Raw genomic sequence first — 11,763 nt, 5'->3', positions numbered from 1 at the left:
CTGACGGTCGGTATGGTCGACTCAGAGTTCCTGTCGCGCCGACTCGACCGGGGTGCGGCGCCCCTCGTCGTCGGCGACCTGATCGCACTGATGGCGCTTTTGACCGTGGGCGTGATCCAGCACCGCGGCGTCGACGGCCTCGCGGCCGACCCGGCGTACATGCTGGTCGTCTGGCCGCCGTTCCTGATCGGCTGGCTGCTCGTCGCGCCGCTCGTGGGCGCGTACTCGCCCGGCGCGGTCGAGGCCGCGAAGTCCTCCATTCCGCTGGTCGTGCGCTCGTGGATCCCCGCGGCCGCGGTCGGGTTCCTGCTGCGCGTCTACGCCTTCGGCGACACCGCCGCGCTCCCGTTCGTGGTCGTGATGTTCGTCCTCGGCACCGTCGTCCTCGCCGGCTGGCGCGCGGTCTACTTCAAGGTTCGCGGCTGAGGTGCCGGGCCGGGGTCCGGTGGGTCCAGCCGGTCGATCGGCACTCGTGACGAGCGTTTACGTGCGGGTCGCCCGTACGGGACCTATGTCGGACAGGCCGAGCGATTTCGATCCGGAGTCACGCGAGGACCGTGAGATCGCCGGAGAGGCGGCGCGCGACCGGGACGGATTCCTCTCGCTCATGGGCCACGCCTACCGCGGCGAGATGGGTCGCATGACCTCGTGGCGAACGCGGATCGACCGGACCACGAACTGGGCGGTCGTGTTGACGGCGACGCTTCTCACGTGGGCGTTCTCGTCCGACTCGCGGCCGCACTACGTCCTCCTCATCGGGGTCGTCATGTTGTCCGTGTTCCTGGGGATCGAGACCAGACGCTACCGCGTCTACGACATCTGGCGGTCTCGGGTACGGATCCTGGAGGAGAACGTGTTCGCGAACGCCCTCGATCCGGAGGGCGTCGAGCAGTCCAACTGGCGCGAGCTTCTCAGTAGGGATCTCCGAAGCCCGACCGTGAAAACGCCGATCGTCGAGGCCGTTTCCCGCCGCCTCCGGCGCGTCTACTTCGCGCTTATCTCCGTCCTCGTTCTCGCGTGGATCGTCCGGTTAACGGTGTTCGCAGCGTCGTCGTCCGAGGTCGTCGACACCGCCATCGTCGGCCAGGTGCCGGGCGAATTCGTTCTCGCGGCCGCCGGCTTCTACTACGCGACCGTACTGGTTCTAACCTTCTGGCCCGGAAGCAGACAGGCGAAGGGGGAGCTGCAGTCGGAGCCGGAAGAGGAGTGGAAGTAGCGCTCCGCGATCGGGTTCCACGGAAGTCCGAGGTGAAAGCGGGCGTCCCGCGACCGCATACCGCCGAGCCGCCGGCTTCGGCAGGGCCTTTCTCACTCCTCGCGCGTCCGGCCGAGGTAGAGTCCGACGCCGGCCGCGGTCGTCGCGAACAGCGCCAGCACGGCGAACAGCGTCGGTTCGTTGGCGTACGTGAGGATGGCGCCGGCGATGGCGCCGCCCAGCGACCCGACCCCGAAGACGCCGAGGTAGGTGTAGCCGTACGAGAGCCCGCGCGTGCCGGAGGGAGTGTAGGAGGCGACCGTCGCCTGGTACATCGGCTGGACCGCGAACAGGAAGATCCCCATCAGCGCGCCGACGACCAGCAGCGGCCCGAACCCGAGCGCGGCCGCGGGGAGGAACACGAGCGCGAGCACCGCGAGCGTCCCGAAGCCGGCGGCGATGCCGTACTCGACGGGGAACCGGTCGGTGAGCTTTCCGCCCGCGTACTGGCCCACGACGCCGATCAGCAGCAGCCCGGAGTAGAAGTAGTCGCTCGGCGCGAGCGTCTCGCCGGCGGCCGGGTCGACGCCGAGCAGGTCCGCGACCGGGGCCGGGAGCAGCGCCGCGATGGCGATGGGCTCGAACCCGGGCAGCCGGCCCAGGAGCTCCGGCAGGAACGTGAGGAACCCGCGGTAGTAGAGCCCCGAGCACATCACGACGACGAAGACGAGCACGAAGCTCCCGGCGAACAGCTTGCGGGACTCGGCGAGGAACTCCCCGAACGAGTCGACGCCGCTGTCGGCCTTGGAGTCGCCGCCGTCCGCGGCGGCGCCGCCGTCATCGACCGCCGCCTGCGGGTCGAAATCCGCCTGGTACGCGTACACGGCCGCGAGCAGGGCGGGGATCGCGAGGACGCCGGCGACCGTGGTCCAGTCGAGGAACAACAGCATGGTCGCGGTCAGGAGCGGGCCGAGGCCGATCCCGACGTTGCCCGCGATGCCGTGATAGCCGAGGCCGGTCCCCTGCTCCTCGACGCCCTTGGTGATGAGCGAGAGCCCCGCGGGGTGGTACACCGACGCGGCGAGCCCCCACACGACGAGCGCCAGCGTGATCACGACGACGCTCGGGGAAAGCGAGAGCAGCAGGAACGAGCCGCCCATCCCGAGGAGGCAGGCGGTGATCAGCTTCCGGGAGCCGAGTCGGTCGACGAGCACGCCGCCGGGGAGCGCGCCGAGGCCGAACAGCCCGTACCCGACGGTGACGACGATCCCCAGCGTCGCGGTCGTCACGTCGAACGTCGCGATGCCGAGGTCGATGACGGAGAACTCCACCAGCCAGATGGTCACGAAGATGGGGATGGCGAGTTCGTAGGTGTGGACCATCCCGTGTGCCAGCATGGCGAGTGCGGTGATCGCGCGGTCGTTCCGGTTCACTACCGCCTCGTCGGCCGCGGGGCGGGTTGAAGGGTTCGGTGTCGGCACGACCGGCCGCGAGGCGGCCATCACCGAGAGCGTATTCTCATAAGTTATGCATCGCCACGAAGAGGATTCACTCAGCGTCACACAGCAACCACAGAAAAAATTATATCCCTCACGCTCATACTGTTGGTTGGATTATGACTGGCTACTACGACTACATCCTCGGCCTCATTCCGGTAGCGCTCGTCGGCATCGCGGGACTCCTCCGTCTCGTGGGACTGCCCGAGCTGCTGGCGGTGCCCGCGGGCGCGACCGTCGCTGTCGGGCTGATGGCCCACGCGATGTTCGTTAACGGGCCAGTCGCCGACCGGCCGTCCGAAGCGGCCGCGAATTCGGGCGTCGGCCGCGTCGACGCCGACTGATCGGCCCCGCCTCGGTGACTGTCCCTCGATGGCCGCCGCGTGAACGGTTTTGTGGCTCCGGCTCCACCCTCCCTCCATGACCGACGTGCTGTTTCTGTCCCACGAGGACGTGACCGACCTCGCCGAGCCTGCCGACTACGTCCGCGTCGTCCGCGACGCGTACCGCCAGCGCGGGGAGGGCGCCGCCGCGGAGCCCCGGACGAAGCTCGTCAACGACGACCCGCCGGGGATGTTCACCACGTACGCCGCGGTGTTACCCGAGACGGGCGTGATGGGCGGGTACAACTACTCCGCGGGGTTCGGCGCCCGCGACGCGTGGTTCATGACCCCGCTGTTCGACGCGGAGTCCGGCGAACCGCTCGCGCTGTTGGACGGCGCGTCGATGAACCCGTTCAAGACCGGCGCCGCGGGGGCGGTAGGCGTCGACGCGCTCGCCCGCGCGGACGCCAGCGAGGTGGCCGTCATCGGGTCCGGCGCGCAGGCACGGGGGCAGCTCCGGGCGACCGCGACCGTCCGCGACTTCGACGCCGTTCGCGTCTACTCCCCGACGGCCGACCACCGCGATGCGTTCGCGGCGGAGATGGCGGCCGAGCTCGACGCGGCCGTGGACCCGGTGGCCTCCTCGGCTGCCGCCCTCGACGGCGCGGACGTGGTCATCACGGCGACGAACGCGAGCGAGCCGGTGATCGACGACGCGAACGTCGAGCCCGGGACGCACGTCACCGCGATGGGACAGTACCACTCGGAGAAGAACGAACTCCCGCCGGAGACGGTCGCGCGGGCGACGTACGTGCCGGACCTCCGCGACCGCGTGACGCGCGACGCCGGCTCGTTCATCGCGGCGCTGGACGCCGGGCTCGTGAACGAGGACGACGTGCACGCCGAGCTCGGGGAGGTCGTCGCCGGCGTCGAGCCGGGGCGCACGAGCGACGACGAGGTGACCGTCTTCGACTCCGGCGGCACCGGCATCGAGACGGCCGCGGCCGCCAACCTGCTGTACGAACGCGCCGACGAGCGCGGCCGGGGGGCGACGATCCCCTTCGCGCCCGCGAGCGAGGCGCTGACGGGACGATAAGCGGCGCCGGGACGCCGAAGGCTTCAGATAGTCCCGACGCCGAGCACGTCCCGCGCCGCGCGCTCGACCGTCTCCCGGTGTTCCGCCGGGCAGTAGACTCCGAGTCGCCACCGCCCGCGCTCGGCCGCGCGCAGGCCCGAGACGAGCTCCGAGGCGTCCTCCAGTCGCTGGACGACGCCGTCCACGACGACCGACGACGACGACTCCTTCAGGCCCGGGCGTGAGGGCACGTCGACGATGACCTGCGCGGGACCGAGACCCGCCTCGTCGGCGATCTCCCGCTCCGCGGCCCGCTCCGCCTCGTGGTCGGCGTCGACGGTGCCGGCGGGCACGTCCGACAGCGACGCCCACACCGCCCGCTTGTAGAGGTCGCGGCGCTCGATGCGGCGTCCGAGTTCGGGGACCGTCTCCCGGAGCGCCACGAGCAGGTCGTGGTCGGCCATCCGGCGGAACTCCTCGGGCGTCGTCTCTGAGACGGCGAGGTAGCGCTCGCAGGCGCGCTCCAGCATCGCGCCCGCGACCCGGGAGACGTGGTGTCTGTAGACGATGGCGTTCATCAGCGAGCGCGCGAGCAGGAGGCTCTCGGCCGTGGCGACGTTCCCCTCCGCGAGCACGAGGTCCGCGTCGCGTCCCGCGCCGTCCACGTCTCCCGCCCCGTCGACGCCGCCGGTACCGTCGAGCCGGAGTTCGCGGACGAGCCGACCGTGGTCGATGGTGCCGTAGGGGACCCCGGTGTGGTGGGCGTCGCGCACGAGGTAGTCCATCCGGTCCACGTCGAGTTCACCGGAAACGAGCTGTCCCACCCCGCCCTCGCCCGCGACGAGGGCCGCGACGCGCTCCGGGTCGAGCCCGTGGCGTTCGAGCGTGGCACAGACCTCCCGCTCGGGGTCGGTCAGGAGCCAGCCGATCTGGTCGTGGTCGCGGCCGGTCGCGCGCCGGATGACGCGCTCGGTCTGGTGGCCGTAGGGGCCGTGGCCGGCGTCGTGGAGGAGCGCGGCCGCCCGGACGTGCGCGGCGGTGTCGTCGTCCACCGGGAGGTGGTCGAGCGCCTGCGAGGCGAGGTGATAGACGCCGAGGCTGTGCTCGAAGCGCGTGTGGTTCGCGGAGGGAAAGACGAGCCTGACGGTGGAGAGCTGTTTGACGTGGCGGAGCCGCTGGAACGCGGGCGTGTCGACGAGGTCCGCGGCGACCGCGTCGAGCGTGACGTAGTCGTGGACGCTGTCCTTGATCGCCTTCATTACCGGACCCTCGGCGCCTCGGGGGATGGACGTTTCGGGTCGACCGTCGCCGGCTCCGTCGCGTCACCCCCCGCGACCGGCGGTGACCGGAATCAGGACCAGCCTACTCGTCGATCAGGGTCGCGCCGAGCCGCTCCTCGATGGCGCGGACGACCGACCCGCCGACGTTCGCGCGGGCCGCCCGTCCCTGCTCGACCGCGAGCACGTCGTCCTCGTCGACGCCGAGTTCGGCGGCGAGTTCCTCGACGGTGAGCCCCGCGTCCTGTCGCGCCTCCTCCGCCACGTCGCCGTAGCCCGAGACGAGGTAGGGGAGTCGGTCCTTCTCGTAGTTGGTCCCCTCCTCCTCCCAGTGCGAGGAGTCGCCGCGGCCGGCGTCGTACACCTCCGCCTGCTTGCGCGCGGCGCGTTTCGCCCGGCTCTCCTCGTCGCGGCTCCCCGCGGAGCCGCCGGAGCTTCCGCCCGGACTGCTGGCGCCGCCGCTCGACCCGCCGGACCCGCCACGCGAGCGCGCCGAGTCGTCGTGCGGGCTGCAACTCGAACAGACCAGAAGCTCCGCGCCGGCGACGTTCGCCTTCCGCAGGTTGCCCGTCTCCGCACCGCAGAGCTCGCAGGCGTCGCCGTCGCCGGCGCCGCCGCCCGACCCCGTCGAGTACTTCGTCATGTTTCGGAGCTAAGGCCCCGGGAGGTTTTAAAAGCGCGGCTCGCGGATGGGGGACGGGACCGTCCGGAGAGCCATCGCCGGTACTGCCGCTCGGAGCGTAGCGTCGGAAGGATTGTGCGTGGGTGCTGTCGTAGAGACAACACCGTGCATCGGTGGCGGGTGTGCCGCCGAGCGATGCGTGGGACCGGATTTGAACCGGCGGACCTCTACAGGACAGCGCCCTCAACGCTGCGCCGTTGGCCTGGCTTGGCTACCCACGCTCGCTGTGGTTCTTCGCGTCATCACGTACCCCGGCGGCGATTAAAAGCCCTTCCATTCGGCGCCCGCGTGCATCGAGTTGTCACCCGGCTCCGACCGGCCGCTTCCCGCCGCGGAGCCAACGGTTTTGCGGCCGGGGCTCCACCCACCCGACATGGAGTTCCGCGCACGCGAGCACGTCCCGCTCCTGACCGCGGTCTGCTCGACCGTCGCCCTCGCGCTGGTGTTCGGCGCCGCCACCCAGTCGATCCCGACGACGTACGTCCCGCACCCGGGCGATGCCGTCCTCGCCGCGATCCCCCACCTCAACGCCGCCTTCTCGTTGACCGCGATCGGTACCATCGCGCTCGGTTGGCGCGCGATCCGGCGCGGGAACGTCGCCCGACACCGCGCGCTGATGGGCACCTCCCTCCTGCTGTTCGCCGCGTTCCTGACGGGCTACCTCTGGCGGCTCACGCTCGTCGGGACGACGACGTTCCCCGGGCCGGAGGTCTACTACCGCTACGTCTACCTGCCGGTGCTCGCGGTCCACATGCTTCTGGCCATCGTCTGCATCCCGCTGCTGTTCTACGCCCTGCTTCTGGCCGCGACGCGGCCGGTCGCGGAGGTGTACGAGACGCGCCACCGGACGGTCGGCCGGGTCGCCGCGCCGCTGTGGCTGATCTCGTTCGCGATGGGCGTCGGCGTCTACGCGATGCTCCACCACGTGTTCTGAGCACGCCGTCCTTTCTCAGAAAAGCGTCCACGTCGACCGGTTCAGAAAACCCCTCAGCCCGCGACCGGTTCAGAAAACGCTCGGGCGAGCGGCCGGTCAGAACTGCGGGCCGAGGCCGCCGAGCGCGTCGCTCCCCTCGACCGCCCGCGAGAGGTCGACCGTCGCGGTCCCGAGGGTCGCGAGCCGGCCGGCCACGTCCGCGTCGTCGAGCACGGGCCCCTCGTCGTCGCCGTCCGCCCCCTCGCGGTCCGCGAAGGCGCCGTCGGTCGCGTAGACGCTCCCGCCGACCGTGTGCGCGCCGAAGAAGGCGAACAGGGGTCGGAGCTCCTGGTCGATCGCGAGGTAGTGGTGGTTCGTTGCGCCGGTCGCCACGAGGCCGACCGCGGCGTCCTCGAAGGGGGCCACGTCGCCCTGCCACATCCCGCGCGGCACCATGTCGAGCAGGTTCTTGAGCGCGCCCGAGACCGACCCGCGGTAGACCGGGGTCCCGACGACGTAGGCGTCCGCCTCGACGATCCGCGCGAGCGCGTCCGCGGTGTCGCCCTCGTAGGCGTCGATGCCGCGGCCGTCGGCCGTCTCGAGGTCGTACTCCGCGAGGTGGAGGAGGTCGGTCTCGACCCCCTCGCGCTCGTCGGCCGCGGCGTCGAGCGCCGCCTCGACCGCGGCCCGCGTCTTGGAGCCGGTCGTCACGCTGCCGACGACCCCGAGGACCGTGCGGTCGGCCGAGGGCGCGGTGCCGTCGCTCATCGGGCCACCTTCGCGCCGCCGACGTCCTCGACCTCGTCCGGCTCGGTCACGTCCTCGGGGTTGAGCGGCTCCGCCTCCTCGACGGCCGGGATGATCGTCTCGCCGAACCGCTCCAGCTCCTCGTCGTAGTGGAGGAAGCCGGCGAGCACGATGTCGATCCCGATCGCGTCCAGCTTCCGGATCCGCTCGACGATCTGCTCGTCGGTGCCGATGAGGCCGGTCTTGAAGCCGTCGTTGTACTGCACGAGGTCCTCGAAGTCGGAGTCGGCCCACATCCCCTCGCCCTCGGCGGAGGACTGCCCCGCCTGTTTGACCTGCTCGCGGAAGGCGTCGACCGCCTCGTCGGTGGCGTTCTCGATGATGCCCTCCAGCGTCTCCTTGGCCTCCGCCTCGGTCTCGCGCTGGATGACGAACGCGTTGGCGGCGAACCGGGGCGGCTCGGTGCCGTACTCCTCGGCGTACTCCTCCACGTCCTCGATGACGGCGCGGATCTCCTGGAGGCTCCCGCCGTTGATGAACAGCACGTCCGCGTTGCGCGCGGCCATCTCGCGGGCCGCCTGCGAGTTGCCGCCCTGGAACACCTGCGGATACGGGTCCTGCACCGGCTTCGGCTCCAGCGGCGCGCCCTCGAAGCCGTCGATGTCCCTGCCGATGGTGTAAAAGCGGCCGTCGTAGGTGGCGTACTCCTCCGTCCAGAGCGCCTTGAGGACCTCGATGAACTCCTCCGAGCGCGCGTAGCGCTCGTCGTGTTCGAGCCACGGCTGGCCGAACCCGGTGAACTCGCCTTTGAACCAGCCGGAGACGACGTTGATCGAGAAGCGGCCGTTGCTGATGCGGTCCGCGGTCGCGATGAAGTTCGCGAGCGGACCCGGCTCCCAGAGCCCGGGGTGAACCGCGCCGATGACGTGAAGCTCGTCGGTCTGTGCCGCGAGCGCGTTGGCGATGGAGAGGGCCTCGAGCTGGCGGTCGGCGCCGTAGCTCCCGAAGAAGCGCGCCTGTGCAAGCGCGTAGTCGAAGCCAACGTCCTCGGCGGTCCGCGCGAGGTCGAGGTTGTAGTCGTACGTCCAGTCGGTGTCCATCTCCCAGTCGGAGACGACCAGCCCGCCGCTCACGTTCGGCACCCAGTAGGCGAACTCCGTGTCCATGATGCCCGGTTATACGCACCCCATTTGCTTATGCGGGCTGGATATGGCGAGATGTGGCGCGGCTCCCGGGTTCCCGCAAGCCTTGGGTGGGAGACGTAACGCGCCGCGGTCGCGTGCGCGTCCGGCCGCGACCGACGGCTATACGCCGGTCCCGGTCGACGCTCCTCCGTGCACGTCGAACTCCGCCTGTTCGGCCCGTTCCGCGACGACGCCGGTACCGAGTCGGTCGCGCTGGAGACGGACGCCGAAACGTACCGCGACTTGTTACGGGAAGTCGAGGCCCGCTATCCGTCCCTCTCCGGGCGACTCCTCGACGCCGAGGACGGCGACCTCGCCGGCGAAGTCGTCGTCACCCGAGACGGGAAGAACGTCCGGCACCTCGACGGGTTGGACACCCCGGTGTCCGACGGCGACGTGGTGCGGATGATCCCATCGGTCTACGGCGGGTCGTAGCTCCCGGCAACTTTTGCTCGGACGGGGCGGTCGCCGCGGCCCGCCACATCGCTTATCGCCGCCCCAGCCGAAGGGCGGCTATGCGCAACCACCTCCGACTGCTGATCGGGCTGTTCGGACTCGTCGAACTGGCGGCGCCGCGGGCCGTCGTTCGCGGCGTCACGCGGTTGGCGTACCGCGAGAGCGCCGACGCCGAGCCCCGCGACTGGGTGTACACCGCGGCCCGGATCGAAGGCGCGGCCCTGGCGACGCTCGCGCTCGTCGGCCTCTATCGCTCCGCGACCGCGTCCGGGGAGCCCGACGACGAACGCGTGACCGACGAACGCTGACCGGCGGCGAGACGCCGTGGATCGGCGTCGCTGCTGCGCGTTTTCTCGGCTAAGGCGCTTCCAGCACCGAGAGCGGTACGGCCGATCGGGACAGTACCACCCGGAAAGCCCCACCCACCGCCAACCGCACGGCAGCCTCGCACCTCCCCAGCCTCGGCGGCGGCGCGACCGCGAAACCGCGACGCACAGCAGGCGGCCGCGCCACCGCCTCCCTCGCGCGCGTTTCTCGCGCGCGCCGGCTGCACCAGCATCAGCAGCGTATCAGTACCGCACCAGTACCGCATCAGCACCACATCAGCACCGCATCGGCATCGCTCCGTTCCGCCGTCGGGCTACACCCACCGGAACGCGATGCCCGCGCGCTCGGCGGTCACCGCGTCCCGCTCGGAGTCGCCGACGAAGACGGCGTCCTCGGGGTCGCCGCCGACGCGCTCGACGGCCGACAGCAGCGGTTCGGGATCCGGCTTGTGCGTGGAGACGGTATCGCGGCCGACGACGGCGGCGACGCCGGGCGTCAGTCCGTGGGCGTCCAGCGCGATCCGGCAGGCATCCTCGCAGTTGAGCGAGCAGACCGCGGTGCGTCCGGCGGTCGCGGGGTCGAGCGCGTCCGCGTGCGGCAGCCGCGTCGAAGCGCGGGCGCCCTCGCGCTCGTGTGCGGCGATGGCCGCCTCGACCTCGGCTTCGAGCCCGTACTCCGGCGCGCTGCCGAGCAGCTCCCACAGGCCGTCTCCCGGCGGCTCCGCCCCCGCGTCCTCGTAGACGGCGATCACGTCGTCGGCGACCGCGCCCCAGTCCACGACCAGGTCCACGAGCGTCCCGTCGAGGTCGTAGACCACGGTGCCGAACTCCTCGCGGAGCGCGGCGAGAGACGCGGGGTCGAGCGCGTCGGCGGCGGCCGGGGAGTCGCTCGCGGCGTCGCTCGAGGCGTCGCTCACGAGTCTAACAGCCCCCGCGCGATGATCGTCTTCTGTATCTCGGTCGTCCCCTCGTAGATCTCGGTGATCTTCGCGTCGCGGTAGAGGCGCTCGACCGGGAAGTCGGTCGTGTAGCCGTAGCCGCCGTGGATCTGGACCGCCTCGTTGGTGACGTCCATCGCCGTCTCGCTCGCGAAGTACTTCGCCATCGAGGCCGCGATCCTGTTGTCCTCGCCGGCGTCGGCCTGTCGGCTCGCCTCGCGGACGAGCAGCCGCGAGGCCTCGATCCGGGTGGCCATGTCGGCGAGCTTGTGTCTGATCGTCTGGATGTCGGCGATGGGGTCGCCGAACTGCTCGCGGTCCTGCGCGTACGCCTGCGCCTCGTCGAGCGCCGACTGCGCGAGCCCGACCGCCTGCGCCGCGATGCCGACCCGGCCCTCCGTCAGCGTGCGGAAGGCGGCCGAAAGCCCGCGGCCCTCCTCGGTCAGCCGGTACTCGGCCGGGATCCGGCAGTCGTCGAAGGTGATGCCGGTGGTGTCCGAGGCGCGGAGGCCGAGTTTGTGCTCCTTCTTGCCGACCTCGAAGCCTTCGGTGTCGGCAGGCACGAGGAACTGCGTGACGCCGTCGTCGGCGCCATCGACCTTCGCGAACACGACCGCGACGCCGCCCCGCTCGCCGTTCGTGATCCACTGTTTCTGTCCGTTCAGGACGTACTCGTCCGCCTCCGGGTCGTAGCTCGCGCTCGTCGACATCTCCGCAGGGTTCGAGCCCGCCTCCGGCTCGGAGAGACAGAACATCCCCACCGGTCGGCCGTCAACCATCTCGGGGAGCCACTCCTCCTTGACCGCCTCGGAGCCGAACGCGGCGATACAGGAGGTCGCCAGACAGTGGACCGACAGCGCGGTCGCGACCGCCAGCCCGCCGTACGCGAGCTCCTCGTTGACGACCGCGTAGGTGGTGCTGTCGGCGCCGAAGCCGCCGTACTCCTCGGGGACCGTCAGCCCGGTCAGGTCCAGCTCCGCGAGCCCGTCCCACACCTCCTCGGGGAACGTCTCCGTCTCGTCCGCCGCGGCCATCTCCGGGCGGACCTCCTCGACCGCGAACTCCCGGACGAGGTCCTTGATCGCCTGCTGCTCCGCGGTGAGCGCGGAGCCCGTCCGTGCGCCTGTCATGGGCGTCGCTACGATACCGCA

14 protein-coding genes and 1 tRNA gene are annotated in these 11,763 nt (G+C 70.9%); 7 read left to right on the top strand and 8 right to left on the bottom strand.

Features of this window, described 5'->3' with window-relative positions; genetic code table 11:
- Nucleotides 1–12: 12 nt before the first annotated feature.
- Nucleotides 13–426, top strand: a complete 414-nt coding sequence (locus tag ACQE3L_RS13300) for a DUF3054 domain-containing protein (RefSeq protein ID WP_426964357.1) — start codon at nt 13–15, stop codon at nt 424–426.
- A gap of 85 nt (nt 427–511) precedes the next feature.
- Nucleotides 512–1,216: a DUF2270 domain-containing protein gene (locus tag ACQE3L_RS13295; RefSeq protein WP_426964356.1), complete on the top strand. Its 705-nt coding sequence runs from the start codon at nt 512–514 to the stop codon at nt 1,214–1,216.
- Nucleotides 1,217–1,308: 92 nt separating this feature from the next.
- Here ACQE3L_RS13295 and ACQE3L_RS13290 read toward each other — a convergent pair whose 3' ends face one another.
- Nucleotides 1,309–2,628 (bottom strand): MFS transporter, encoded by a 1,320-nt coding sequence (locus tag ACQE3L_RS13290; RefSeq protein WP_426964355.1) that lies wholly within the window; start codon nt 2,626–2,628, stop codon nt 1,309–1,311.
- A gap of 182 nt (nt 2,629–2,810) precedes the next feature.
- On the opposite strand from ACQE3L_RS13290, the gene ACQE3L_RS13285 reads away from it, so the two are divergent.
- Nucleotides 2,811–3,035, top strand: a complete 225-nt coding sequence (locus ACQE3L_RS13285; RefSeq protein ID WP_426964354.1) for a DUF8015 family protein — start codon at nt 2,811–2,813, stop codon at nt 3,033–3,035.
- Nucleotides 3,036–3,111: 76 nt separating this feature from the next.
- Nucleotides 3,112–4,110, top strand: coding sequence for an ornithine cyclodeaminase family protein (locus ACQE3L_RS13280; protein ID WP_426964353.1), 999 nt, complete (start codon nt 3,112–3,114; stop codon nt 4,108–4,110).
- A gap of 23 nt (nt 4,111–4,133) precedes the next feature.
- On the opposite strand, the gene ACQE3L_RS13275 is transcribed toward ACQE3L_RS13280, so the two are convergent.
- The 3 genes from ACQE3L_RS13275 to ACQE3L_RS13265 form a co-directional block, all read right to left on the bottom strand.
- Nucleotides 4,134–5,348: an HD domain-containing protein gene (locus tag ACQE3L_RS13275; protein ID WP_426964352.1), complete on the bottom strand. Its 1,215-nt coding sequence runs from the start codon at nt 5,346–5,348 to the stop codon at nt 4,134–4,136.
- A gap of 103 nt (nt 5,349–5,451) precedes the next feature.
- Nucleotides 5,452–6,009 (bottom strand): helix-turn-helix domain-containing protein, encoded by a 558-nt coding sequence (locus ACQE3L_RS13270; protein ID WP_426964351.1) that lies wholly within the window; start codon nt 6,007–6,009, stop codon nt 5,452–5,454.
- Nucleotides 6,010–6,184: 175 nt separating this feature from the next.
- Nucleotides 6,185–6,269: transfer RNA gene (locus ACQE3L_RS13265), tRNA-Leu, on the bottom strand.
- Between the two features lie 152 nt (nt 6,270–6,421).
- On the opposite strand from ACQE3L_RS13265, the gene ACQE3L_RS13260 reads away from it, so the two are divergent.
- A complete protein-coding gene (locus ACQE3L_RS13260; RefSeq protein ID WP_426964350.1) occupies nt 6,422–6,982 on the top strand; it encodes a DUF420 domain-containing protein in 561 nt (186 codons plus the stop codon).
- Between the two features lie 96 nt (nt 6,983–7,078).
- On the opposite strand, the gene ACQE3L_RS13255 is transcribed toward ACQE3L_RS13260, so the two are convergent.
- Nucleotides 7,079–7,729, bottom strand: coding sequence for an NADPH-dependent FMN reductase (locus ACQE3L_RS13255; RefSeq protein WP_426964349.1), 651 nt, complete (start codon nt 7,727–7,729; stop codon nt 7,079–7,081).
- Entirely contained in the window at nt 7,726–8,874 is a 1,149-nt protein-coding gene (gene sfnG, locus ACQE3L_RS13250; RefSeq protein ID WP_426964348.1) for a dimethylsulfone monooxygenase SfnG, read from the bottom strand. Before sfnG ends, ACQE3L_RS13255 begins: the two co-directional genes overlap by 4 nt.
- Before the next feature lie 168 nt (nt 8,875–9,042).
- Between sfnG and ACQE3L_RS13245 the strand changes: the two genes are divergently transcribed.
- Together ACQE3L_RS13245 and ACQE3L_RS13240 are read left to right on the top strand one after the other, a co-directional pair.
- A complete protein-coding gene (locus tag ACQE3L_RS13245; protein WP_426964347.1) occupies nt 9,043–9,327 on the top strand; it encodes a ubiquitin-like small modifier protein 1 in 285 nt (94 codons plus the stop codon).
- An 80-nt stretch (nt 9,328–9,407) separates the two neighbouring features.
- On the top strand, nt 9,408–9,656 hold the full coding sequence (locus ACQE3L_RS13240; RefSeq protein WP_426964346.1) for a DUF6199 family natural product biosynthesis protein: 249 nt from the start codon (nt 9,408–9,410) through the stop codon (nt 9,654–9,656).
- A 332-nt stretch (nt 9,657–9,988) separates the two neighbouring features.
- Here the strand turns inward: ACQE3L_RS13240 and ACQE3L_RS13235 are convergent, their stop codons facing one another.
- The gene (locus tag ACQE3L_RS13235; RefSeq protein WP_426964345.1) at nt 9,989–10,591 is read right to left on the bottom strand and encodes an HAD family hydrolase; all 603 of its coding nucleotides are present in this window, start codon (nt 10,589–10,591) and stop codon (nt 9,989–9,991) included.
- Nucleotides 10,588–11,742 (bottom strand): acyl-CoA dehydrogenase family protein, encoded by a 1,155-nt coding sequence (locus tag ACQE3L_RS13230; protein WP_426964344.1) that lies wholly within the window; start codon nt 11,740–11,742, stop codon nt 10,588–10,590. Before ACQE3L_RS13230 ends, ACQE3L_RS13235 begins: the two co-directional genes overlap by 4 nt.
- Between the last annotated feature and the right edge of the window lie 21 nt (nt 11,743–11,763).

This window comes from Haloparvum alkalitolerans, assembly GCF_050122995.1.
Taxonomy (GTDB): Archaea; Halobacteriota; Halobacteria; order Halobacteriales; family Haloferacaceae; genus Haloparvum; species Haloparvum alkalitolerans.
Note: the sequence above shows the minus strand (reverse complement) of the source record. Positions and strands in the feature narration are given on the sequence as shown.